At 66.6% G+C, this 21,539-nt stretch carries 24 protein-coding genes and 2 tRNA genes; 3 read left to right on the top strand and 23 right to left on the bottom strand.

Features of this window, described 5'->3' with window-relative positions:
- Window positions 1-30: 30 nt before the first annotated feature.
- From EAF64_RS18565 to EAF64_RS18550, 4 genes are all read right to left on the bottom strand, one after another.
- On the bottom strand, window positions 31-1,314 hold the full coding sequence (locus EAF64_RS18565) for a hypothetical protein (RefSeq protein WP_129070474.1): 1,284 nt from the start codon (window positions 1,312-1,314) through the stop codon (window positions 31-33).
- A 59-nt stretch (window positions 1,315-1,373) separates the two neighbouring features.
- Window positions 1,374-2,417 (bottom strand): geranylfarnesyl diphosphate synthase, encoded by a 1,044-nt coding sequence (gene idsA3, locus EAF64_RS18560; RefSeq protein ID WP_129070473.1) that lies wholly within the window; start codon window positions 2,415-2,417, stop codon window positions 1,374-1,376.
- Window positions 2,414-3,763, bottom strand: coding sequence for a ribonuclease J (locus EAF64_RS18555; RefSeq protein WP_129070472.1), 1,350 nt, complete (start codon window positions 3,761-3,763; stop codon window positions 2,414-2,416). The genes idsA3 and EAF64_RS18555 overlap by 4 nt, the downstream gene beginning before the upstream one ends.
- A 308-nt stretch (window positions 3,764-4,071) precedes the next feature.
- Entirely contained in the window at window positions 4,072-4,881 is an 810-nt protein-coding gene (locus EAF64_RS18550) for an SDR family oxidoreductase (protein ID WP_129070471.1), read from the bottom strand.
- 138 nt (window positions 4,882-5,019) lie between these two features.
- Here EAF64_RS18550 and EAF64_RS18545 point away from each other — a divergent pair, with 138 nt between their 5' ends.
- Both EAF64_RS18545 and EAF64_RS18540 read left to right on the top strand, forming a co-directional pair.
- Window positions 5,020-6,156: an acyl-CoA dehydrogenase family protein gene (locus tag EAF64_RS18545; protein ID WP_394345757.1), complete on the top strand. Its 1,137-nt coding sequence runs from the start codon at window positions 5,020-5,022 to the stop codon at window positions 6,154-6,156.
- A 243-nt stretch (window positions 6,157-6,399) separates the two neighbouring features.
- On the top strand, window positions 6,400-8,622 hold the full coding sequence (locus EAF64_RS18540) for a DUF11 domain-containing protein (protein ID WP_227739058.1): 2,223 nt from the start codon (window positions 6,400-6,402) through the stop codon (window positions 8,620-8,622).
- A gap of 150 nt (window positions 8,623-8,772) precedes the next feature.
- Here EAF64_RS18540 and EAF64_RS18535 read toward each other — a convergent pair whose 3' ends face one another.
- From EAF64_RS18535 to EAF64_RS18450, 18 genes are all read right to left on the bottom strand, one after another.
- Window positions 8,773-10,029, bottom strand: coding sequence for a hypothetical protein (locus tag EAF64_RS18535; RefSeq protein ID WP_129070470.1), 1,257 nt, complete (start codon window positions 10,027-10,029; stop codon window positions 8,773-8,775).
- A gap of 131 nt (window positions 10,030-10,160) precedes the next feature.
- Window positions 10,161-10,913, bottom strand: coding sequence for an isopentenyl phosphate kinase (locus EAF64_RS18530; RefSeq protein WP_129070469.1), 753 nt, complete (start codon window positions 10,911-10,913; stop codon window positions 10,161-10,163).
- Window positions 10,910-11,902: a mevalonate kinase gene (mvk, locus tag EAF64_RS18525; RefSeq protein WP_129070468.1), complete on the bottom strand. Its 993-nt coding sequence runs from the start codon at window positions 11,900-11,902 to the stop codon at window positions 10,910-10,912. The genes EAF64_RS18530 and mvk overlap by 4 nt, the downstream gene beginning before the upstream one ends.
- A 39-nt stretch (window positions 11,903-11,941) precedes the next feature.
- Complete coding sequence (locus EAF64_RS18520; RefSeq protein WP_129070467.1) at window positions 11,942-12,304, bottom strand: DUF5518 domain-containing protein; 363 nt, start codon at window positions 12,302-12,304, stop codon at window positions 11,942-11,944.
- A 139-nt stretch (window positions 12,305-12,443) separates the two neighbouring features.
- Complete coding sequence (locus tag EAF64_RS18515) at window positions 12,444-12,863, bottom strand: hypothetical protein (protein WP_129070466.1); 420 nt, start codon at window positions 12,861-12,863, stop codon at window positions 12,444-12,446.
- A gap of 225 nt (window positions 12,864-13,088) precedes the next feature.
- Window positions 13,089-13,904, bottom strand: a complete 816-nt coding sequence (gene rpsB, locus EAF64_RS18510) for a 30S ribosomal protein S2 (protein WP_129070465.1) — start codon at window positions 13,902-13,904, stop codon at window positions 13,089-13,091.
- Window positions 13,901-15,103 carry a phosphopyruvate hydratase gene (gene eno / locus EAF64_RS18505; protein ID WP_129070464.1) on the bottom strand — a complete coding sequence of 401 codons (1,203 nt, stop codon included), beginning with the start codon at window positions 15,101-15,103 and terminating at the stop codon, window positions 13,901-13,903. Before eno ends, rpsB begins: the two co-directional genes overlap by 4 nt.
- Window positions 15,100-15,276 carry a DNA-directed RNA polymerase subunit K gene (locus EAF64_RS18500; RefSeq protein WP_129070463.1) on the bottom strand — a complete coding sequence of 59 codons (177 nt, stop codon included), beginning with the start codon at window positions 15,274-15,276 and terminating at the stop codon, window positions 15,100-15,102. The genes eno and EAF64_RS18500 overlap by 4 nt, the downstream gene beginning before the upstream one ends.
- 3 nt (window positions 15,277-15,279) lie before the next feature.
- Entirely contained in the window at window positions 15,280-15,471 is a 192-nt protein-coding gene (locus tag EAF64_RS18495; protein ID WP_092692413.1) for a DNA-directed RNA polymerase subunit N, read from the bottom strand.
- A 12-nt stretch (window positions 15,472-15,483) separates the two neighbouring features.
- Window positions 15,484-15,882 (bottom strand): 30S ribosomal protein S9, encoded by a 399-nt coding sequence (locus tag EAF64_RS18490; protein WP_129070462.1) that lies wholly within the window; start codon window positions 15,880-15,882, stop codon window positions 15,484-15,486.
- On the bottom strand, window positions 15,876-16,313 hold the full coding sequence (locus EAF64_RS18485; protein ID WP_129070461.1) for a 50S ribosomal protein L13: 438 nt from the start codon (window positions 16,311-16,313) through the stop codon (window positions 15,876-15,878). Before EAF64_RS18485 ends, EAF64_RS18490 begins: the two co-directional genes overlap by 7 nt.
- Window positions 16,310-16,660, bottom strand: coding sequence for a 50S ribosomal protein L18e (locus EAF64_RS18480; protein WP_129070460.1), 351 nt, complete (start codon window positions 16,658-16,660; stop codon window positions 16,310-16,312). The genes EAF64_RS18485 and EAF64_RS18480 overlap by 4 nt, the downstream gene beginning before the upstream one ends.
- Before the next feature lie 65 nt (window positions 16,661-16,725).
- Window positions 16,726-16,810, bottom strand: a tRNA-Leu gene (locus EAF64_RS18475).
- 117 nt (window positions 16,811-16,927) lie between these two features.
- Window positions 16,928-17,695: a DNA-directed RNA polymerase subunit D gene (locus tag EAF64_RS18470; protein WP_129070459.1), complete on the bottom strand. Its 768-nt coding sequence runs from the start codon at window positions 17,693-17,695 to the stop codon at window positions 16,928-16,930.
- Between the two features lies 1 nt (window position 17,696).
- Window positions 17,697-18,086, bottom strand: coding sequence for a 30S ribosomal protein S11 (locus EAF64_RS18465; protein ID WP_129070458.1), 390 nt, complete (start codon window positions 18,084-18,086; stop codon window positions 17,697-17,699).
- Window position 18,087: 1 nt separating this feature from the next.
- Window positions 18,088-18,606 carry a 30S ribosomal protein S4 gene (locus tag EAF64_RS18460; RefSeq protein ID WP_129070457.1) on the bottom strand — a complete coding sequence of 173 codons (519 nt, stop codon included), beginning with the start codon at window positions 18,604-18,606 and terminating at the stop codon, window positions 18,088-18,090.
- Window positions 18,606-19,136 (bottom strand): 30S ribosomal protein S13, encoded by a 531-nt coding sequence (locus tag EAF64_RS18455; RefSeq protein WP_129070456.1) that lies wholly within the window; start codon window positions 19,134-19,136, stop codon window positions 18,606-18,608. Before EAF64_RS18455 ends, EAF64_RS18460 begins: the two co-directional genes overlap by 1 nt.
- Window positions 19,137-19,156: 20 nt before the next feature.
- Window positions 19,157-19,241 (bottom strand) — tRNA-Ser (locus EAF64_RS18450).
- A 379-nt stretch (window positions 19,242-19,620) separates the two neighbouring features.
- On the opposite strand from EAF64_RS18450, the gene EAF64_RS18445 reads away from it, so the two are divergent.
- Window positions 19,621-20,436, top strand: coding sequence for a hypothetical protein (locus tag EAF64_RS18445; RefSeq protein ID WP_129070455.1), 816 nt, complete (start codon window positions 19,621-19,623; stop codon window positions 20,434-20,436).
- A gap of 15 nt (window positions 20,437-20,451) precedes the next feature.
- Here EAF64_RS18445 and moaA read toward each other — a convergent pair whose 3' ends face one another.
- Complete coding sequence (moaA, locus tag EAF64_RS18440; protein WP_129070454.1) at window positions 20,452-21,480, bottom strand: GTP 3',8-cyclase MoaA; 1,029 nt, start codon at window positions 21,478-21,480, stop codon at window positions 20,452-20,454.
- Between the last annotated feature and the right edge of the window lie 59 nt (window positions 21,481-21,539).

Raw genomic sequence — 21,539 nt, 5'->3', positions numbered from 1 at the left:
CGATCTGCCACCATTGCGCGCGCCCCTGGTTCAGCCCTGCCAAACCCGGAGTCCGCGGTCCGTGCCAGCGCCGACCGCGAGGCGTCCGTCCGGGAGCGTGACGCCGGCGAGGTTCGAAGTGAGCGGTGCGTCGAGGGCGAACTGCCAGTCGGTCCTCGCCCCCTCGGCCGTCCGCTCGACGACGAACAGAGTGTCCCGGCCCACGGCGGGGACGAGCAGCTCCACGGTTCCGTCGCCGTCGAAGTCGCCGGCGAGCGCCTGGTCCGTGTTGTACGAACCGTACGTGTGGCTCTCGACGTTGGGGTATTCCGCGACGATCGACAACTGACTGTCGTCGAGTCGGTAGAATTCGACGACGTGGTCGACGTGTGGTTTCTGCGTCACCGCGAGTTCCGGTCCCTGACCGGCAAAAGGTGCGACCGCGAGCTGGTGTCGCCACCCCGGACCGTATATCGGTCCCCTGGCCCGTCGTCGGCCGTCCCGATCGTAGACCGCGATCCGTGCACCGTTCTCGCTGTCGGCGACAGTCACGATCACCTCGGGCTCTCCGTCGCCGTCGAGATCGGCCACCATCGGTGCGAGTCCCTCGATCACCTCCGGCGGCCCCACACGCGTTCGGGCGGTCACGTCGGGGACCGAGGCGTCGAAGAAGACGATACTGCCTCCCTCTTCCTGGTTCCCGAGGGCTCCGTGGCCGTACCGGTTCGTCGCGTCCCCCAAGAGCGCGTAGTCGCTCCCGCCGACGTGGACGATCCGGCCGTCGGGCAGGGCGGACACGGGGAAACGCCGAACCCCCGACTCGCCGCGTAACACCAGGTCACCGTCGCCAGCGATCGAGAGAATCCCGGCCTCGGTCACGACCGGATGCGTGCGGTTGGCCGTCACGCTTCCACCGCGAAGCACCGACGATCCCTCGTCGGTCGAGTACGAGAGCGGCGGCATCCCCGCTGGCAGGGCGCGGTGGGACTCGATTTCCGTCGCCTCGCCGTCCGCGACGCGATAGGTGGTCGCGTCGTCGAGCACGCCGACGACCGTCCAGAGACTCCCCATCTCGCCAGGGAGAGCCACCAACCACGTCGGGCGCGTCTCGGTCTCGAGTGTGATCGGCTCGACGCCGTGGACGTCGCCCGATCCGTCGAGGACGCGGTTCCCCGAAGGCTGGACGTGCGTGTAGCCGTACTGGCGATCGGGCGAGAGCGTCGCCGAGGTCGGTGTCGGCGTGGGCGTGTTCCCGAACAGAGCCCCGGAACAGCCCGCGAAACCGACTGCGGCCCCCAGCCCAGCGAGGACTCCCCGTCGGCTGCGGCGGTACATACCGAAACCTCGGTGGATCGAACAATAAGGGTATGCACGGCTGCGACCGGATCGGCGGGTCAGTACTCCCGTTCGATCAGGTAGTCGGCGATGCCGCCCAGCAGGTCCCGGCTGTGGTTGTCCGGCAGCACTTCCAAGTTCGACTTGCCGCTGTCGATGAGGCCGTGGGCGGTTTCGCGGGCGTACTGGATACTGCCGGCGTCACGCAACTCGCCGACGGCGGCCTCGATCTCGGCTTCGTCGACCGCTTCCACGGTGTCGGCGTCGACCAGGCCGTCCACGTCGACACCGTTTTCGCGTGCGTGCAGCGTCACCAGTGTCTTCTTGCCTTCGATGAGGTCGCTGCCGCGCTGTTTGCCGAGTTTCTCACTCGGCGTCGTCAGGTCGAGCAGGTCGTCCTGAATCTGAAACGCGCGTCCGATGTCGAGGCCGTAGCCGTAGAGCGCGTCGACGGCGTCGTCGTCGCCCAGCAACATGGCGGGGACGCTCGCGGCCGCGGCGTACAGCACCGCGGTCTTGAGCTCCACCATGTCCAGGTACTCGTCGGGTTCGACGGCGCTACGGGACTCGAAGTCGATGTCGAATGCCTGGCCCTCACAGATCTTCGTACAGGTCGTCGCCAGTTCCGACAGCGCCCGGACCGACCGCTCGGCGGGTGCGCCGGTTTCGAGCATGACCTCGAAGGCCTTCGAGTAGAGCGTGTCGCCCGCGAGAATCGCGGTTTCGAGGTCGTACTCGCGGTGGACTGCCGGCACGCCACGACGCATGTCGTCGTCGTCCATGATATCGTCGTGGATGAGGGTGAACGACTGGATGATCTCGATGCTGACCGCCGCCGACATCACGTCGACGGGGCCGTCCGGAGCGGGGAAGGCGTGGTAGTCCTCGCCGAGCGGGTCGGCGTCGGCGATGGCCTCCGCGGCCAGGAGGAGGATGGTCGGGCGCAGGCGCTTGCCGCCCGCGTCCAGCAGGTACCGAGACGCCTCGTAGAGGCGCTCGGGGCGGATGATCGGAAGCTGGTCGGGGATGGCGTCGTTGACCAGGTCCCGACGCGTGATGATCGCCTCCTCGACGGCCGCCTGATCCGCGCGTGGGGTCGTCATTCTTCGACGAGCGTGATCAGGTTCCCGTTGCGCGTGACGTGGAGGTCACGCCCGAGGTTGTACCCCATGTTCTCCGCGAGGTCCACGTACGGTGCGAAGCCCTTCATGTCCTGGTGGGCCGGGATGATGTGCTGGGGCTGGAGCGTGTCGATCATCTCGTAGTGGCCCTCCTCGCGAAGGTGGCCCGACACGTGGATGTCGTCGTAGATACGCGCACCCTGCATGCCCAGCAGTTTCTCGCTCTGGTAGCGCTGGCCCTCGTTGGTCGGCTCCGGGATGACCCGGGCCGAGAACAGGACCTTGTCGCCGTCTTCCAGTTCGTAGGGCGTCTCGCCGCGGCCCATCCGGGTGAGCATCGCGCGCGGCTCGCCCTGGTGGCCCGTGACGATGGGCAGGAAGTTCTCCTTGCCCTCGTTCATGATTCGCTTGAACGTCCGGTCGACGGACTTTCGGTGGCCGTACATCCCCAGGTCGTCCGGGAAGTCCACGAAGTCCAGGCGTTCCGCGGTCCCGGAGTACTTTTCCATCGAACGGCCCAAGAGGACGGGCTGGCGGCCGATGTCGTCGGCGAACTCGACGAGCGAACTCACACGGGCGATGTGCGAGGAGAAGGTGGTCGCCACGATGCCGCCGTCGTAGTCCTCGATGCTGTACATCACGTCCTTGAGGTGGCGACGGGCCACCGACTCGGAGGGCGTGCGGCCCTTCCGACCGGCGTTGGTACAGTCCTCGATGTAACAGAGGACACCGTTGTCCTCGCGGGCGATCTCCCGGAACCGCTTCATGTCGATGGGGTCACCGATCACGGGGGTGTGGTCCATCCGCTTGTCCAGCCCGTAGACGATGGACCCTTCGGGCGTGTGGAGGACGGGGTTGATCGCGTCGATGATGGAGTGGGTGACGTTGACGAACTCCAGTTCGTTGCGCTCCCCGATCTGCATCGTCTCGCCCGCACTCATCTTCTGGAGGTCGTTCTCGACGCCGAACTTCTCCTCGCCCTTGATCTGCTGTTTGACGAGTTCGATGGTAAAGGGCGAGGCGACGATGGGTGCGTCGTACCGGTGGGCCAGCTTGGAGATGGCACCGATGTGGTCGAGGTGGCCGTGGGTCGGCACGATGGCCTTCACGTCACCTTCCAGGTCGGACATGACCCGGTCGTCCGGGATCGCGCCCATGTCGATCAGATCCAAACTGTGCATCCGCTCGGTTTCGACGTTGTCGTGGATCAGAACCTTCGAGAGGTTCAGACCCATGTCGAAGACGACGACGTCGTCGCCCGCTCGCACCGCAGTCATCTGCCGGCCGACTTCCTCGTAACCGCCGATTGTCGCAATTTCGATTTCCATGGTTGTGTCGCCGAGACGGGCCCCGCGGAGACGGACGACTCGCGGTGACCGGCAAACACGCGATTCTGGTCCGAAAGCTAACGACTCCCGACCGCCGACTGATTCCGTGCGGCCACGTGCCAGAATCTGGCCCGCGTCGCGCGTCGACGGACGGGAGTCGGTCCCGTTCCGGACACACCGAACCGCTCGATGTGTTGCCGGCCGCCGCGTCCGAGTCCGGGCGGCCGTGCGCTCGGTTATCCAGCCCTTCGGCACCCGCTATTAAAACTGTTGGGTTTGGACACCCCTCCCCGTCACTGGCGGCCGCGTCACTCCATCGGCGACTGGTGGAGCAGGTGGCCGCCGTCGACCACGTAGTAACTCCCCGTCACGTAGTTCGCGGCCGGACTCGCCAGGAAGAGGACGAGCGGCACGCAGTCCGCCGGTTCGCCGAACCGATCCGCGGCCAGGTCCTCCAGCAGTTGCTCGGGTAGCGACCCGCCGACCGCGCCGGCGATCCCCTCGGTCTCGATGATCCCCGGCGCGACCGTGTTCGCGCGAATCCCGAACTTGGCCCACTCGCTGGCCAGTGACTGCATCAGGTTGTGGACGCCCGCCTTCCCCGCGCCGGAGTGGGCGTGGTAGGGCGCGCCGAACTCCGAGTTCGTCGCCCCCATCGAGACGATCGATCCACCGCCGTTCTCGATCATGTGCTCGCCCACCGAGAACGAACAGTAGGCCGTCCCGTCGAGGATAGTCCCCACGACCGACCGCCAGCCGTTGGCCGACAGTTCCTCGGTCGGCGTGACGAAGTTCGCCCCCGCGTTGTTGATCAGGATCGTGACCTCGCCGAGCTCGTCGATCACCGTCTCGGTCATCGCGTCCACTTCGTCCTCGTCGCGCACGTCGACGGTGGTCGCACAGGCGTCCTGCCCCCTCCCCTCGACCGCCTCGGCCACCGGCTCCAGGTGGTCCATGTTCCGGCTCGCGACCGCCACGTCCGCCCCGTGATCGGCCATCGCCAGTGCGATCTCCTTCCCGATTCCCGTCCCACCACCGGTGATCAGCGCCGTCTCGCCCGCTAACAAGTCCTCGGCGTACACGTCCGTACTCGGCGGCGTCGGATCGAACCCTGTCATCCCCTACATGCCCGACCAGACACGGTAAATGCGTTTCTAATTCCTTGTGATACGTTTCCACGGCGCAGGAAACGATAAACGGGTGGCTGGTTCTTGTCGTTCGGAAACAGTTAACACACTACTCGTCGTCGCTGGCCTATGATCGATTTCTCCCTGACGGAGGAGCAACGGGCCGTCCGACGGACAGCGCGCGAGTTCGCGGAGAACGAGATCGAACCGGTCGCCCGGGAACACGAGGAGAGCGGCGAGTGGCCGGAGGCGGTCTGGGAGCGGGCCGTCGACGCCGGGCTGATCGGCGTCTCGATCCCCGAAGAGTACGGTGGCGCGGGGATGGGACAGATCGAGGCCTCGATCTTCGCCGAAGAGATCGCCCGCGCGGACGCCGGGATGCTCGCGGCCATCGGCACCGAGTTCGGCACCCGGATGATCGCCGAGTACGGGACCGAGGCACAGAAAGAGTGGATCCTCGAAGGAATCACCTCGGGTGAACTGATCGGCGCGCTCGGCAACACCGAACCGGATCACGGCAGCAACGCCGCCGGTATCGAGACGACCGCGCAAAAGGAGGGAGACGAGTACGTCGTCGACGGGGTGAAGACGTTCATCACACACGGTTCCATCGCGGATTACGTCCTCACGATGTGTCGAACCGGTGTCGAGGGCCACGCCGGCATCTCCGCGATCATCGTCGAGACCGACCGCGACGGGTTCACGGTCGAGTCGAACATCCACAAGATGGGCTGGAACGCGTCCGACACCGCCCAGTTACGGTACGACGGGGTGCGCGTCCCGGAAGAGAACCTCGTCGGCTACGAGGACGCCGGGTTCTACCAGCTCATGGAGTTCTTCGAGGAAGAACGGGTCGGTATCGCAGCCCAGGCGCTGGGCATCGCACAGCGGTGTCTCGACGAGGCCGTCGAGTACGTCGGCGAGCGCACGCAGTTCGACCGGGAACTCGAAGAGTTCCAGGCCGTCCAGCACACGCTCGCGGACATGGCGGTGAAAGTCGAGAACGCCCGTCGGCTCACCTACGACGCCGCTGCACGCATCGACCGAGACGAGAAACCCACGAAGCTCGCCAGCATGGCGAAACTCTACGCCTCCGAGGTCGCCGAGGAAGTCGCCAGCGACGCCATGCAACTCCACGGCGGCAACGGCTACACCCGCGACTACCCGGTCGAACGCCAGTACCGCCACGCGAAACTCTACCAGATCGGTGAAGGCGCCAGTGCGATCCAGCGCAACATCATCGCCAAAGAACTGCTCGACCTGTGAGCACAGGCAGGCCGAGACACGATCAGAACTCGGTGAAGATTTCAAATATATTTATATAGCATAATAGACAATACTTCGTATCTGGTTGTCGTCGTGTTCGACGGGAACGGCGAAGACAGATCGTAGGTAGACGATGATAGACGCACACAGCGGACAGCAGCAGCGGTGTGGGGAGCGAACAGCGTGGTCGGTCCGGAGCGGGATACCGTCGGAGCACGGGAGACTAGACGCGAGGGACGTTCGATGAGCGGCGGCGACTCTCCCGCTGGCCCGATCACGCGTCGTCGCGCACTCCAGACGGTCGGCGTTGGCGGTGCGCTCGCGCTCGCGGGCTGCATTCACGACGACCCACCGTGCCGGGACCGCCACGTCGATCTGAGTACGGGGAGCACGAACTTCGTCCCGGACGCGTTCGGTGTGACGGACACCGACTGGCGAGTCACGAGTTCACCCGACGGCACCACGGGCCAGGCGATCAGCGTCCAGCCGGTCAGTCAGTGGGTCACGCTCAGCAGCGCCAACTGGATCGATCCCTACGGGACTGGCGGCTGGCCGACGACCGTGGACCCGGTCGGAACCTACGTCTACGAGATCGACTTCGAGGTGCCCGACACCTGGACGGAGGGGCAGTGTCAACTCCGCATCCACGACTGGTCGGTCGACGACCAGGCGACCCTCGAACTCGAGGACCAGTCCGGGACGACCCAACTGGACCAGGGCGCGGGACACACGACGCTGAAAGGCCCGATATTCCAACCGGTGACCGCCGGCCAGTACACGCTCCGTGCGAGGGTCCGAAACGACCAGACCGTCTCCGGGTTGCTCGTCGACGCGGACCTGTTCTGTGACTGCGACGCCCCCGTCGACGACGGTACCTGTGACCTCTCGATCAGGAAAGAGCACTCGGGCGAAACGGTGTCCTACGGCGACACGACCGAGTTCCAGATCACCGTCTGTAACGACGGCGACGGCCGGTGTGAAGACACCGTCACCGTCGAAGACGAACTGCCGAGCGGTACGACCTACACCGGCGTCTCCGGGAGCGGCTGGACCGCGACGGTGTCCGGTGGCACCGTCACCGCCGAACACTCCAACGCGAACGGACTGGCTCCCGGTGCCTGTCTCCCGACGCTGACCGTCGAGGTCGAGGTCGGCCCGATGGACGAGGCCGGGGACGTGCTGGAGAACTGTGCGACCGTCCAGCAGGGCGACGGCGACGCGGCCTACAAGGAAGCCTGCATCAGGGTCCCGGTCGGAGAGCCCACCGACGGGAAGTGCGACCTCTCGATCACCAAGCGTCACGACGGGACGGCGGTCGTACCCGGTGACACGACCGAGTTCCAGATCACCGTCTGTAACGACGGCGACCGCCTCTGCCGCGGTCTGGTGACGGTCGTCGACGACCTGCCGAACGGCGTCAGCTACGTCGGAGCCACCGGCACTGGCTGGAGCGTCAGCGAATCCGGCGGCGTCGTCACCGCCGAACACCTGAACAGCAGCGGATTAGCACCCGGCGACTGCCTGCCGACCGTCACCATCGAAGTCGCGGTCGGCTCGACGGACGAGACGGGCGACGCCATCCGCAACTGCGCACACCTCGAGTACGAGGACGCCGACGCCACCAACGACCGGGACTGCGTTCAGGTGCCGGTCGACCCCGACGGTGGGGACGACGGCGAGTGCGACCTCTCGATCACCAAGCGACACGACGGCGACACCGTCGCTCCGGGCGACACGACCGAGTTCCAGATTATCGTCTGCAACGACGGCGACGGCACCTGTGTCGAACCCGTCCGCGTCGTCGACGAACTGCCCGGCGGGACCAGCTACGTCGGAGCCACCGGCACTGGCTGGAGCGTCACGGAGAACGGCGGACTCGTCGAGTTCGGGCATCAGAACACCGGCGGCCTGGCACCCGGCGACTGCCTGCCGACCGTCACCATCGAAGTCGTGGTCGGCCCGACGGACGAGACGGGCGACGCCATCCGCAACTGCGCCCGACTCGGAGGCGACGATGCCGACCCGAACGACGACCGGGACTGCGTCCAGGTCCCGGTCACCCAGTCGAACGTCGGCTGTGACGGACTGGAAGTCGAGAAGGTCGCACCGAACCAGTTCACCTACGGCAACCAGGGGACCTACGAGATCAGGGTCTGCAACCCGACCAGACAGCAGTGTGAGAGCGGGATCAGAGTGACCGACGACCTCCCGGACGGCATGACGTTCGTCTCCGGAAGCGGTAGCGGCTGGAGCGTCTCCGTGACCAACGGCCTCGTCACCGCGACCCACCCGAACACCGGTGGGCTCGCTCCCGGGGACTGTCTCCCGGTGCTCACGCTGATCGTCGACGTCGCACCGGCCAGCCAGTTCCCAGGCGGCTCCGACGGCGTGCAGAACTGCGCCCGGCTCACCGTCGACGGGACCGTGATTAACGAGGACTGTCTCAACCACGTAATCACGAACTAGAGAACACCCGGAGGGTGGCACCGACCGCGCCTCCGCCCCACAGGGACAGGACACGGCCACGCCAGCTTCGCCCACTGGACGGTGCCTGAAACGTGACGCCGTCCAGAGGCCGGGATCGTTTCTGCCACCGAAACACTGCGACGGTGCAGTTCAGTCGTCCTTGAGGTCGCTCTCGTCGAGCGGCTCCCAGTCGCCCGGCTCGTCGGTGGCGTCCTCGACCTCGCCCTCCTCGATGGCGTCGTCGATGATCGTGTGCCCATCCTCGTCGAGGTCCTCTTCCGCTTCCTGCTCGAACGCACGGTCGATCACGTCGGCTTTCGCCATCTCCGAGGGATCCTCGTCCACGTCCGAATCGTTCTCGGGCGCGGTGAACGTGTCCTCGACCTCGGTGTCGCCCGCTGTGGACTCACCACGGTCGTCCGCCGACGGCACCGCGTCGTCCCCCTCCAGCCTCTCGTCTGTGGCGGGTTCGTCCGGCACGTCCTCCGCGGCTTCCGCCGTCGCCTCGTCTCCGGCAGGTTCGTCCTCGGCCCGTGTGTCACCGAGGCCGCTCCCGGTCGCCTCGCTGACTGCCCGGTCGATGTCCTCCGGCGTCGGTGGCTCCCCGTCCGCCGGGGCCGGTTCGCCCGCGGTCGTGTCCTCGCCCGCCTTCACGCCAGTCTCGGGAGCTGACGTGATCGGGTCCTCGTCCGATCCCGCGACCGGATCCGCAACCGCCTCGTCGTCGTCCACGTCCTCCTCGACGGGCGTCGTCGCAGTGCTGTCCCCCGTCGAGTCCCAGTCGTCACTGGCGTCCGTCGATTTCGAATCCGGCCCGGGATCGGCCACGTCGTCCCCGGCGGCGTCGGCGGTCGGTTCGGACGACGGCTGGGTCTGTCCGGGCTTTTTCGTCGGTTCGTCGACCAGGTCCACCGAATCCGGCTCGACCGTCCCGACGTCCGACTCCGTCGTCTCGGCCGCCGGCTCGGGCTCGGTCGCGGCGGGTTCGGCCTCCGTCGGCGAGTCGGCCGCGATCGGACCGGTGTCCGGCCGATTCTCGCGGTCGAATATCGACCCCGAGTCGGACTCCGACTCCCCGGTCGTCTCGGAGTCGGCCGACTCCGGCGTTGCGACCGCCGACTCGGCGTTCTCGACGCCGGCCGTGACGCTGTCCGCGATCAGCTTGTGAATCAGCCCGACGGTCCCGGCGTAGAGGACCACGACGCCGGCCAGTCCGAAGAATCCGCCGGCGGCGAGCATCGCCGGCTGGCCGACAGCCAGGAGCGGTCCCCGTAACGTCAGCTCGCCACCGGTCGCCAGCAGGCCCCCCAGGGCGAACAGGGCGCCGCTGACCACCAGCAGACCGAAGACGAGACCGACCGTCCTGAAGCCGTATCTCGCCCCGTCTACGATTCTCACAGTTGTCATGTCGCTGTTGTTGGTAACAATCCCCAATAAGAGTACGCCACGTTTCGGGCGGCGCGAGGCCACGCCGTGGGCAGGTCTCCAGTTACACTCCGGTTCGACTGCCTATCACCGAAGAGAGGGGTCGTCGTTCGCTAGGACTCGTCGGGGTCGCCCCCGGCCACCAGTGTGCCCGGTCGCTCGCCGTCGAAGAACGCGTCGAGGTCGTCCAGCGCGAAGATCGACGCCGGCGTCCCCAGATCCAGCAGCGTCCGGACCTTCGCGGCCATCCCACCGGTCACGTCCGCGGCGTCGCTCCCGCCTAGCACCGCGGCCACGTCCTCGAACGCGTCGATTCGATCGATCACCGCGTCCTCGGCGTCGAGGACACCAGGTACTGCCGAGCAGAGCCCCACGCTGTCGGCGTCGAGGCCGGTCGCCAGCGCCACGACGAGTTCGTCGCCGCTGACAATGGTCGCGCCCGCTCCCGCGTGGGCGAGAACGTCCCCGTGCAAGACCGGGACGAACCCCTCCTCGAGCATCGTCTCGACCTGTCCGGTCGGCAGTTCGAGTCCCCCGCCGGCGTCCCGCACGCCGGCCGACAGCGGGTGGACCGGAACCGCCGGGACGCCCGCGTCGGCGAGTGCCTCGACTATCGCGTCGTTCAGTCGCTGCATCGCACCGTGAATCTCGCGCACGGCCGTCGGGTCCGTCGTCCCGTCGGTCCGGGAGACACCGTGGCGCGTCGCGTAGTGGTGGCCGAAGCTCCCGCCGCCGTGGACGACCACGACTTCCTCATCGGCCGCGGCGACCGCCCGTGCCGCGCGCTCGATGGCCGCCCCGTCGAGCGTCTCGGGCTCGTCTTTCTCGGTGACGACGCTCCCGCCGAGTTTGACGACGACCGTCATCGTTGGTCCACCCGCACGCCGTCGGTGTCAAGTTCCGCCCGGAACGTCTCCGCACAGCCCGGCGTGTACGACAGTGCGGTCCGCGCCTCCTCGGTCTCGTCCAGCACGACGATACAGCCGCCACCGCCGGCCCCAGTCAGCTTCGCCCCCAGCGCATCGGACTCCCGGGCGGCCCACACCATCTCGTCCAGCGACCGCGAGGAGACGCCCAGCGCCTCCAGCAACCCGTGGTTGAAGTCCATCAACCGACCGAGTTCTTCGAGGTCACCCGCTTCGAGCGCTCGCTCGCCCTGCCGGACCAGATCGCCGATGGTCTCGACGGTGTCGGCCGCGAAGGGATACTCCTCTTTGAGTCGACGAACGCCTGCGACGAGTTCGCCTGTGTCCCCGGCCCCACCGTCGTACCCGATGACGAACGGGAGCGTGGGTACGTCCTGGATGGGCTGGCAGTCCTCCCCCTCGATCCGGACCGCGCCGCCGACCGCGGAACAGAACGTGTCCGCCCGCGAGGCCTGTCCGTCCTGGACCTCGTACTCGACCTCGTAGGCACGCTCGGCGATCTCTCTGGACGACAGTTCGACGCCCAGCTCGCGGGTCGCCGCGTCGATGCCCGCCACGACCACCGCCGCCGAGGACCCCAGTCCCGCGCCGAGCGGGATCTCGCTCTCGATGGTGATGTCGAAGCCCGCGTCGGGCCGCCCGGCGGCGTCACGGGCCTGTTCGGCCGCCGCGTCGACGTAGCCCACGGCCGCCTCGACCAGCGCCTCGGGTACGTCCACGTCGGCCGAGGCGTCCGCCGCGCCGTCGTACTCCACGGTGAACCCGTCGAGCGTGAGGTCGGTGGAGTGGACCCGTAGCGCGCCGTCGTCGCGTTCCTCGACGGTGACGCGCGCCCGTCGCTCTATCGCGCACGGCACCGCCGGTTCCCCGTACACCACCGCGTGCTCCCCGAAGAGATAGACCTTCCCCGGTGCGCTGGAAACGACCATATCCGCCCATTCCACTCTCGGGTAATGGAACTACCGGGTTCAGAGCACGTCTTCGGTGTAGAGGTACTCCCCGACGTACCCGCCCAGCGCCGACAGGCCGACGATGATGGCCGACACGAACGCGAACGCGAACAGGGTGATGATCAGCCCGATACCCCCGGCCATCATCGCGCCGCGACCGCCGAAGATCGAGAACAGTCCGAGGACTCCACCGAAGAAAAACAGCCCCAAAATCAACGGCACGAGTGCGATCAGGCCGGCCAGCGTGCCCACGCGCACGCCGTCGCGCTGGTTCAGGTACCCGGCGACTGCTCCGCCGAGGATCGGCGAGAAGCCAGTGAAGGAGAGCACTATCGTCACGACACCACCGATCAGGGCGTTCATCGTCGAATCGTCGGCCATACGTCCGGCCTCGACGGCGTGAACCAAAGGTCTTGAGGGGGTCCAGAGCCGAGCAGGTGGCTCCGTCCCACGGAAGTCACCGAAGTCCCGCTCTCGGAACCCTCGCCGAGACAGCCCGGCACACGTCTTCGCGACGGACTCACCTGCGGATGAGGTACACGAGAGCCATACCCACGAAGCCGACGACGGGGTAGACGTACGTCGGCGCGCTGAGTGGCACGTCCGATGGGACGAGTACCGGGATGAATGCGACGAGCAGCATGAAACCGTACGCGGAGACTGCGCCGGAATTGATTCGGCTCAACACCGACCCGGAGTCGCTTGCCTCCTCGTCGACGTCGTCGACGGTTCGGTAATTGTCGGTCTGGTAGCTGTACCAGATCACCCCGACACCGCCGAAGACGACGGCCAGTCCCAGCGCCTTCTTGGCCAGTTCGAGCGTCGCGTTCCCGAACGGGCCGAAGAAGAAAAACATCACGAACCCCATCAGAACGAAGTTGAGTCCCGCGATGAACTCGATACTCGTGAAGAAATCGGACGACGGTGAATGCTCAGACATATTCTCTCGTTTTGTACCGTGGTAAAAAGTGTGGGCGTCTCGACGCCACGCGTGTCGACCGCGGGCCGTGGCCGTCTCACGACCCGAGCACGTAGCTCGCATCGAAACTGGCGGCGTACGTCACCGTCGTGTGTACGCGCCGTCGGTCTGTGTTGGATTCGCGTGTACGGTCTGCACACTCGTCGTCCGAAAATCGCTAAAACGAAACGTCGGTCGCGCCGGAATTCAGAGTTCGCTCTCGAAGTCCTCGAGCGCGTAGGCCGGTTCGGCACCACGGCGGTCGAGCGTCTCGTTGGCCAGCAGCCAGTAGACGACCGACAGGGCCTTGCGACCCTTGTTGTTCGTCGGGACCACGAGGTCGACGTTGCTCGTCTGGTTGTTGGAGTCACACATCGCGATGACCGGGATGCCCACGGTGATGGCCTCCTTGACGGCCTGGGAGTCACCGATGGGGTCGGTCACGACCACGACGTCGGGCTCGATGTAGCCCTCGTAGTCGGGGTTCGTGAGTGTGCCCGGGATGAACCGCCCGGTGCGTGCGCGAGCGCCGATGGCGTCCGCGAACTGTTCCGCCGGGAAGCGACCGTACTGGCGCGAGGAGGCCACGAGGATCTGCTCGGGGTTGTAATCGCCCAGGAAGTCCGCGGCCGTCCGGATGCGCTGGTCGGTCATCGAGACGTCCAGCACGTACAGGCCGTCGGTCCGGACGCGGTGGATGAACCGCTCCATGTCCTTGGTCTTCTGCTGGGTCCCGATGTGGACACCGGCCGCGAGGTAGTCCTCGACCGGGATGAGGAGGTCCGCCTCGTCGTCGGGCATGACGTCCTCGTCCAGTCGCGGGTCCTCTTCCGCTTCCGCTTCGGCGGCCTCCTCGGCCGCCTCCTCTTCACCCGACTCGGCGTCGGGGGTCTGTTCCTCGTCGTCGGCCTCGGCGACGTCCGTGTCGGGATCGGGCTCCGGCTCCGCACCGGACTCGCCGGTCGGCTCCGGGTCGACCTCCGACTCGGCGGCGTCGAGACCCTCTTCTTCGTTTCCACTCATGCGTTGTCCTCGATTCTGATCAGTTCGTTCAGCTTCGCGGTGCGCTCGCCGCCGACCGTGCCCGTCTTGATGAACGGCGCGTCGGTCGCCACGGCGAGGTGTGCGATCGTCGCGTCCTCGGTCTCTCCGCTCCGGTGGGAGACGACCGGCTCGTACCCGTTCTCGACGGCCAGTTCGATGGCGTCGAAGGCGTCGGTCAGCGTGCCGATCTGGTTGGGCTTGATCAGGATGCTGTTGGCCGCACCCTGCTCGATCCCCTCGGCGAGCCGGTCCGTGTTGGTCACGAACAGGTCGTCGCCACAGATTAGCGTCTCCGCGCCGACTCTCTCGGTCAGGTCGGCGAACGCCTCGTAATCGTTCTCGTCGAGCGGGTCCTCGACGTAGACGAGGTCGTACTCGTCGACGAGGTCCGCGATGTAGTCGATCTGTGCGGCCGTATCGCGGGTCCGCTCGCCGTAGCTGTAGACACCCTCGTCGGCGTCGTACAGCTCGGCACCGGCCACGTCCAGGCCCATCCGGACCTCGAACCCAAATTCGTCTTCGACGCGTTCGGTGGCCTCGGCGACGATCTCGAAGGCCTCGGCGTCGTCCACTGACGGTGCCCACGCGCCCTCGTCACCCTTCCCGGCCGCGATGTCGCGGCCGGTCAGGATGTCGTGGACTTCCTGGTGGACCGCCGCGTTGGCGAACACCGCGTCCACGACGCTCGGCGCGCCGACGGGCGCGGCCAGGAACTCCTGGATGTGGGTCGCGTCTGCGGCGTGTTCACCGCCGCCGACGACGTTGCCCAGCGGCACCGGGAAGTTCCGCCCCCGGAACGCACCGCCGAGATGCTGGTAGAGGGGGATCCCCTGCGTGTCGGCACCGGCCTTGGCCGCGGCCATGCTGATCGCGACCGCGCTGTTGGCCCCGATCTTCGAGAAGTCGTCCGTGCCGTCGGCACCGTGCAGCGCCTGGTCGACGCCGCGCTGGTCGCCGGCGAAGACTTCGCCGACGAGTCGCGGGACGGCCAGTTCTCGGGCCTTCGCGATGGCCTCCGCTGGCTCCAGTTCGATGGCCTCGTACTCGCCCGTGGACGCGCCGCTCGGTGCGGCCGCACGGCCGAAGCCGCCCGAGTCCGTGGTCACCTCCGCCTCGACCGTCCCGTTGCCGCGGGAGTCGAGGATCCGTCGGAGGGACACGTCGGCGATTAGCGTCACTGTTCACCCCGCCTGACGGTGAACGGCAGGACGCCAGCGTCGTACTCCTCGGCCGCGATGAGGATCGGCTGGGTCTGGTCGGTGTCGATGAGCACCGGTGCGCCGTAGGCCACCTGCAGCGCTCGCGCGCCGATGATGCGTGCCTTCTCGTATCTGTTGTCCTGTCCTGCCATGTGTCACTGATACGGTGCCACGATGTCGACGAGGTCCTTGTGTGAGACGAGCATGCGGCGACAGCAGTGTCGCTCCACGCCCAGCTCGTCGAGGACCATCTCGGGGTCCTCGCCGTCCTGGGTGCGGGCCTTGAACTCCTCCCAGTGTTCGCCGACGACGTTACCACAGGTGAAACACCGGACCGGTACCATCATACTTGAATCACCTCAGCGGTAGGACTTCTGGTAGCGCGCCCGAGCGCCCGGGCCGCCCCACTTCTTGGGTTCGGTCTGGCGCACGTCGTTGACCAGCAGCGACCGGTCGAACTCCATGTAAGCGTCCCGCAGTTCCGCGTCGTTGTGGAACTGGACGAGCCCGCGCGCGATGGCGGTCCGGACTGCGTCCGCCTGTCCGGAGGTCCCGCCGCCCTCGACCTGCACGTCGATGTCCACGTCGTCGCGCAGGTCGTCGTCGGCGATCCGGAACGGTTCCAGCATCTTCAGCCGCGACAGCTCCGGCTCGACGAGTTCGACGGGCTGGGAGTTCACCCGAACCCGACCCTCGCCGTCGGTGACCGTCGCGCGTGCGATGGCCGTCTTCTTCTTGCCTGACGTGTTAGTTACCATGTGACGTTCGCTCCGAGTTCTTCGCTGACCTCGCCCAGCTGGACGAAGTTGATGTTCGAGAGCCGATCCAGCGACGTCCCCTCGACGACGTCTGCGTCCTCGTCGTGGGGGTTGCCGATGTAGACACGGACGTTCTCGAATGCCTCGCGCCCGCGATCCTTCTTGTAGGGCAGCATGCCGCGGATCGCGCGCTTGAAGATGCGGTCGGGCTGTTTCGGGTAGTACGGCCCCCGGTCCGAGCCCAGATCGCGTCGCTTCCGGTACGTCTCCATCGTGTCCTCGGCGTTGCCAGTGATGACTGCCTGTTCGGCGTTGATCACGGCCACGCGCTCACCGTCGAGCGCGCGCTGGGCCACCTCGCTGGCGACCCGACCGAGGATGCAGTCACGTGCCTCGACGACGACGTCCGCGTCGAATTCTGCGATACTCATCGAATCACCCGTACGTCGCCGCCCTCGGGGTTGCGTTCGAGTGCCTGTTCTAGCGTGATGCTCTCGCCTACCTGGTCGATCTTGGTCTCGGCCGTGCCGGAAAAGTCAACGGCGGCGACCGTGACGTCCTTCTGCAGGACGCCGCTGCCCAGGACCTTCCCGGGCACGATCACTGTCTCGTCTTCCTGGGCGTACCGCTCGATGCGGCCCAGGTTGACTTCGGCGTGCGTGCTTCGCGGCTTCTCCAGCCGGTCGGCCACGTCGCCCCAGACCTCGCCGCCCGAGTTCCGGGCGGTCGACTTCAGGTCGGCGATGAGACTACTGAGTCTCGGGTTCGTCTTACTCATATCCTACCTCCGAAGAAGTGTGTCTGCTCGCTTTTACGACTCGTCGGTCGTGACGAGCCGAACAATGCAGGGAGCAGGATTTGAACCTGCGGACCCCTACGGGACAGCGCCCTGAACGCTGCGCCGTTGGCCTGACTTGGCTATCCCTGCGCGCATGTGTCAGTTCCGACTGCCCCTTCAAACCGCTTTCGATTGCCCACCGGTCGGCCCGGCCGCTCTTCAGGGGACGGGAGGCGTCATGTCGGTGTGCTGGGGCAGTGTCGTTCATTATAGCTGTACCGCGTCCTTCAGTTCGCTCGCCCGGCCGTGAATCGTGTCCACCGCCTGTGTCACCAACTCGTCGACCGACATCGAACCGTCGGTCTCGACGTGGAACACGAACGCGTTGGGAACGTCGTGGACTTCGACTTCCTTGCCCGGGTACCGCTGGGTCAGGTCGTGGTCGAACTCCTCGGTCGGAATCAACTCGCCGTCCTCCTCGATGACCCCACGCAGGATGTGGGGATCGTCGTCGCCGTACTCGTCGGCGTCGCCGACGATCTCGACGGTCTGGAGGTGACGGTAGCCGACCGCCACGCCGCCCTGGTGTTTGGCGTGTTCCCGACCTACGTCGTAGACGGCGTCGGCCTCGACCTCCAGGCGCTGGGGGGTCTCCGAGCCCTCCGGGTCCTTGAGATCGATGATCGGGACGTTCTTGTCAGCCGGCTCGACGCGGTCGTCGGTGCTGACCAGGTCGCCCGAGTAGGCGGTACCCGGTCCCTCGACGTCCAGCGCGAGCGTGACCGTCTCCCCGATCTCGTAATCGTCGGGCGTGGTCAGCGGGACCAGCCCGAGCCGGAGCGCGATCTGCTCGTCGAACATGACCGACGAGTTCTCGATGACACGCACCTCGTCGATCGAGAGGGTCGGCACGTCGGCGATCATCGCCCGCCGGATCCCGTTCGCGAACGCGGGGCTCACGTCGCGCACGAGGAATCGTGCTTCGCGGTCGCGGTCGCCCCGGTCGATGAACTCCACGTCGTAGTCCGGTGCCATGTTAGAATCCGCTGTTCTTTGGGCCGCGCGTGCCGTCGTGCGGGATGGGTGTCACGTCCTCGATACGACCGATCTCCAGGCCGGCTCGGGCCAGCGCGCGGATCGTCGCCTGCGCGCCCGGGCCGGGATTCTTCTGCTGGTTCCCACCGGGACCGCGCACGCGAACGTGGACGCCTTCGACGCCCTGCGCGAGGACCTGCTCGGCCACCGTCTCGGCCATCTGCATGGCCGCGTAGGGCGAGGCCTCGTCGCGGTTCTGTTTGACGACCGTCCCGCCGGAGGATTTCGCCAGCGTCTCCGCGCCGGTCTGGTCGGTGATCGTGATGATCGTGTTGTTGAACGATGCGTGCACGTGGGCGATGCCCCAGATGTCGTCTTTGCCTTCTGTCATGTTACTGTTCCTCCGCGCGTTCGGGGTGGAGTTCGTCCGTCAGCGGACTCGTACTGTCGAACCCGACGGCGTCGCCTTCCGCGACGGCGACCTTCCGCGAGGGCTCGGTGACGCGGCTCCCTTCGACCGTGACGTGGCCGTGAACGATGAACTGCCGCGCCTGCTTGGCCGTGTTGGCCAGGCCCTTGCGGTAGACGACGGTCTGGAGACGCCGCTCTAGCACGTCGGTCACGTCCAGCGACAGGATGGAGTCCAGGCTGTCCTCTTCGTCGAGGATGCCGTACTTCTTCAGCCGAGCCAGGAACTCCTGGCTCTCGGCGGCTTCGGCGTCACCCTGGGTGGCACCGAGCAGCTGGCGGGCCTCGCGCCGGTAGGAACGCAGTTCCGACTGGGCGCGCCAGAGCTCCTCTTTGTTCTTGAGTCCGTAACGAGCGACGAGGTCGTGCTCGTCGGCGATACGTTCACCCTGGAAGGGGTGGTTCGGCGTCTCGTAGAGTTTGGTCTTCGTTCCGAGTGGCATTATTCCTCACCGCCCTCTTCGGCGGCCTCCTCGGCCTGTTCTTCCTTGATCGCCTCGACGTTGACGCCGATAGTCCCCTCGGTACGACCGGTGGACTTCGTGCGCTGGCCACGAACCTTCTGCCCGCGCTTGTGGCGGACACCCCGGTAGGAGTCGATCATCTTCATCCGGTTGATGTCCTGCCGACGAGTCATGTTGAGTTCGTTGCCGGTCTCGTGGGTCGTCTCCCCCGAGAAGTAGTCCGACTGGTGGTTGGTCATCCACTCGGGCACCTCGTCGGCGAAGCCTTCGACGAGATCGACGATCTCCTCGATCTCCTCGTCTTCGAGCTTGCCGAAGACGTCCCGACGGTCGATGTCCGTCTTGTCGGTGATGATCCGGGCGGCCCGGTGTCCGATACCGTTCATGTCTGTCAGTGCTCGCTCGACGGACTTCGTCCCGTCGAGGTCTGTCTGTCCGATACGGACGAAGTAGCGGATGTCCTCCTCTTCCTCCGCGTCCTCGTCCTCGGGTGGGTCTTCTGCACTCATGTGTAACCGTTGTCGGTGAGCGTCGTGGCGGGGATTCGAACCCCGGAGGCTTGACGCCACAGAGTTAGCAACCCTGCGCCTTGGGCCAGACTTGGCTACCACGACCCGCTTGCCTGTTGTATCTTCGCCCGCGAGACACCGCATCTCCGTCGGACTCGGGGCCCGCTGCCCCTACACGATCTGTACTCTCCCGTATTGCCAGGGTCTATTTAAACGCAACGGAAGCGTCCCGAAGCACGCGAACGGGACCGGCGGTCGGCGTGTTCTCGATCCGACCGTGGATGTGATAATCGGTGTTCCTGGATGCCCCCACGAGGTACCGTTTCCAGGTCCTACGAACCGGGGGTCGTCCGGGGGGACGGCGACCGAACCTGTCTTTTGAGGGAGTGGTATTTTGTGCGCTCGACTGAAAGAATCGGGCGATGAAGGGGGCTCGACTGGGGCTATCGATAGCGCTGGCGACCGTACTCGCCGCCCGGGGGCGATGACGACCCCTCGTTCGGGGCGCGAGCGTGGCTGGCTGCAGACCGCCGTCTCTTCGCTACCGAGACCGGTCCGACACACGCTCTCGCTCCAGGTGCGGGCAGTCCAGTTTCTGACCGACCTGCCGTCGCTCGCGGCGCTGCACCTGGCCGTCGGCGTCCTCGCGTCGGTCGCGCCAACGTTTCTCACGTCGGTCGAACTGCTCGTGGCCAAGTTCGTGAGCGCCTGTCCCGTCCTGGCGGTGACCTACCTCGCCGTGGCCGACTGGACCGACACCGATCCACAGTCGCCGATCTCGTTCGTCCAGGGGACCGTCGTGGGCTCGGCCGTCGTCGCGGTTCCGCTCCTGCCGATCACGCTCACGACGCTGGGCCTGTTCGCACTACTCGGCGGGGACGTCGCCACCTTCGTTCCCGGAGTCTGGACCACCGGCCTGCTCGAACTGTACCTGGTGCCGTTGTACCCCCTGTTGCTCTACCTGCTGGTGTCCTCGACGCTGATCGTTCCCGCGGCAGTGATCGACCGTGCCCGGCCGACGTTCGCCGGTAGCCTCGGCTGGAAGGCAGTCAGCCAGGCCCGCTGGACCGTCGTCGGCGCGTTGCTCGCCACTGCCCTGGTCGCGGGTCTGCTCCTCGCGGCCATCGTCGGCCTCTTCGCCGCGCTGGACTGGCTCTCGGCCGGAAGCGCGCCGACGCTCGATTTCGGGTTCGCGCGGCGTGTCGTCTACGAGGTGTGCAAGTGGCTGTTCGTCGTGATGCTCGGTCTGCTGTACGTGGATCGACGACCACGGGAACGGGACGGCGTCGCCGGCCGATAGCGGCCGACGTGGTGATCACACGCCGATGTACTCCTCGTTGATCCGCCACTCGCCGTCGTCGTCTTTGATCATGTACTCCCCGTAGTACGGGACCCGCTCGTGGACGGTCTCGCGGAACGCCTCTCTGATCTCCGGCCTCGTCATCTCGCCCATCGACCGCAGGTCGTCGTTCCGGTTGAGACAGCCCTTGAGATATCCTTCGTGCGTCACGCGCACGCGATGGCAGTTCGCACAGAAGTCGGCGTTCCCGACGGGATCGACGATCTCGACCATGCCGCCCTCGTCGTCCTCGGGAGCACCGTCGGACGAGTCCGACGAGGTCCCGCTCGACTCGCTCGCGGGATTCCCCCCGACCCAGTAGCGCCGCCGATCGTGCATCTCCCGCTGTTCGACGTGGTCGGCCTGCTCTTCGAGCCAGTCGTGGACCCGCTGGATGTCGACGGCCCACTCCGGCCGCCCGGCGAGTTCGGGCATGTACTCGATGAGCTGGAGCTGGAGCCCATCGTTCGCCGCCACGTGATCGACCATCTCCGGGACGTACCCCGCGGTCTGTTCGAACACGACCATGTTCAGCTTCACCGGCTGGAGCCCGGCGTCCAGAGCCGCCTCGACGCCCTCGATCACCGCCTCGTACTCGCCGCTCTGGGTGACGCGTGCGAACGCCTCCTGGTCCAGGGCGTCCTGGGAGACGTTCACCCGGTCGAGACCGGCGTCGACCAGATCCGGGGCGCGGCCGGGGAGATAGGTGCCGTTGGTCGTCAGGGAGGTCTCCATCCCGTCGGGGGTGCGCCGGACGATCTCTTCGAGGTCGTCCCGGAGCATCGGCTCGCCGCCGGTGAACTTCACTGCCTCGACGTCGAACTCCCGGGCGACCTCCAGAAACCGGACCACGTCGTCGGTACTCATCTCGTCGTCCCGTGGCTCCATCGGCCCGCGCGTGTCGCCCAGTCCCTCGTTGTGGCAGTAGACGCAGTCGAAGTTACACCGGTCCGTCAGCGAGACACGGACCCCGGTCACCTCGCGCCCGAACTGGTCGACCAACATACCCCACTCTGGGATAGCCGCGTGCTTAAATCCGCTGACGAACGCGGGGGACGTGTAAC

Source organism: Halorientalis pallida, assembly GCF_004118325.1.
GTDB classification, from domain to species: domain Archaea; phylum Halobacteriota; class Halobacteria; order Halobacteriales; family Haloarculaceae; genus Halorientalis; species Halorientalis pallida.
The sequence above is the reverse complement of the archived record's forward strand: the minus strand, read 5'-3'. Positions and strand labels throughout refer to the sequence as shown.

What these genes read in the sequence shown, in the direction of transcription:
- EAF64_RS18565 (WP_129070474.1), bottom strand. Translation starts at nt 1,314, where the DNA reads ATGTACCGCCGCAGCCGACGGGGAGTCCTCGCTGGGCTGGGGGCCGCA.
- idsA3 (WP_129070473.1), bottom strand. Translation starts at nt 2,417, where the DNA reads ATGACGACCCCACGCGCGGATCAGGCGGCCGTCGAGGAGGCGATCATC.
- EAF64_RS18555 (WP_129070472.1), bottom strand. Translation starts at nt 3,763, where the DNA reads ATGGAAATCGAAATTGCGACAATCGGCGGTTACGAGGAAGTCGGCCGG.
- EAF64_RS18550 (WP_129070471.1), bottom strand. Translation starts at nt 4,881, where the DNA reads ATGACAGGGTTCGATCCGACGCCGCCGAGTACGGACGTGTACGCCGAG.
- EAF64_RS18545 (WP_394345757.1), top strand. Translation starts at nt 5,020, where the DNA reads ATGATCGATTTCTCCCTGACGGAGGAGCAACGGGCCGTCCGACGGACA.
- EAF64_RS18540 (WP_227739058.1), top strand. Translation starts at nt 6,400, where the DNA reads ATGAGCGGCGGCGACTCTCCCGCTGGCCCGATCACGCGTCGTCGCGCA.
- EAF64_RS18535 (WP_129070470.1), bottom strand. Translation starts at nt 10,029, where the DNA reads ATGACAACTGTGAGAATCGTAGACGGGGCGAGATACGGCTTCAGGACG.
- EAF64_RS18530 (WP_129070469.1), bottom strand. Translation starts at nt 10,913, where the DNA reads ATGACGGTCGTCGTCAAACTCGGCGGGAGCGTCGTCACCGAGAAAGAC.
- mvk (WP_129070468.1), bottom strand. Translation starts at nt 11,902, where the DNA reads ATGGTCGTTTCCAGCGCACCGGGGAAGGTCTATCTCTTCGGGGAGCAC.
- EAF64_RS18520 (WP_129070467.1), bottom strand. Translation starts at nt 12,304, where the DNA reads ATGGCCGACGATTCGACGATGAACGCCCTGATCGGTGGTGTCGTGACG.
- EAF64_RS18515 (WP_129070466.1), bottom strand. Translation starts at nt 12,863, where the DNA reads ATGTCTGAGCATTCACCGTCGTCCGATTTCTTCACGAGTATCGAGTTC.
- rpsB (WP_129070465.1), bottom strand. Translation starts at nt 13,904, where the DNA reads ATGAGTGGAAACGAAGAAGAGGGTCTCGACGCCGCCGAGTCGGAGGTC.
- EAF64_RS18500 (WP_129070463.1), bottom strand. Translation starts at nt 15,276, where the DNA reads ATGGCAGGACAGGACAACAGATACGAGAAGGCACGCATCATCGGCGCG.
- EAF64_RS18495 (WP_092692413.1), bottom strand. Translation starts at nt 15,471, where the DNA reads ATGATGGTACCGGTCCGGTGTTTCACCTGTGGTAACGTCGTCGGCGAA.
- EAF64_RS18490 (WP_129070462.1), bottom strand. Translation starts at nt 15,882, where the DNA reads ATGGTAACTAACACGTCAGGCAAGAAGAAGACGGCCATCGCACGCGCG.
- EAF64_RS18485 (WP_129070461.1), bottom strand. Translation starts at nt 16,313, where the DNA reads ATGAGTATCGCAGAATTCGACGCGGACGTCGTCGTCGAGGCACGTGAC.
- EAF64_RS18480 (WP_129070460.1), bottom strand. Translation starts at nt 16,660, where the DNA reads ATGAGTAAGACGAACCCGAGACTCAGTAGTCTCATCGCCGACCTGAAG.
- EAF64_RS18470 (WP_129070459.1), bottom strand. Translation starts at nt 17,695, where the DNA reads ATGGCACCGGACTACGACGTGGAGTTCATCGACCGGGGCGACCGCGAC.
- EAF64_RS18465 (WP_129070458.1), bottom strand. Translation starts at nt 18,086, where the DNA reads ATGACAGAAGGCAAAGACGACATCTGGGGCATCGCCCACGTGCACGCA.
- EAF64_RS18460 (WP_129070457.1), bottom strand. Translation starts at nt 18,606, where the DNA reads ATGCCACTCGGAACGAAGACCAAACTCTACGAGACGCCGAACCACCCC.
- EAF64_RS18455 (WP_129070456.1), bottom strand. Translation starts at nt 19,136, where the DNA reads ATGAGTGCAGAAGACCCACCCGAGGACGAGGACGCGGAGGAAGAGGAG.
- EAF64_RS18445 (WP_129070455.1), top strand. Translation starts at nt 19,621, where the DNA reads ATGACGACCCCTCGTTCGGGGCGCGAGCGTGGCTGGCTGCAGACCGCC.
- moaA (WP_129070454.1), bottom strand. Translation starts at nt 21,480, where the DNA reads ATGTTGGTCGACCAGTTCGGGCGCGAGGTGACCGGGGTCCGTGTCTCG.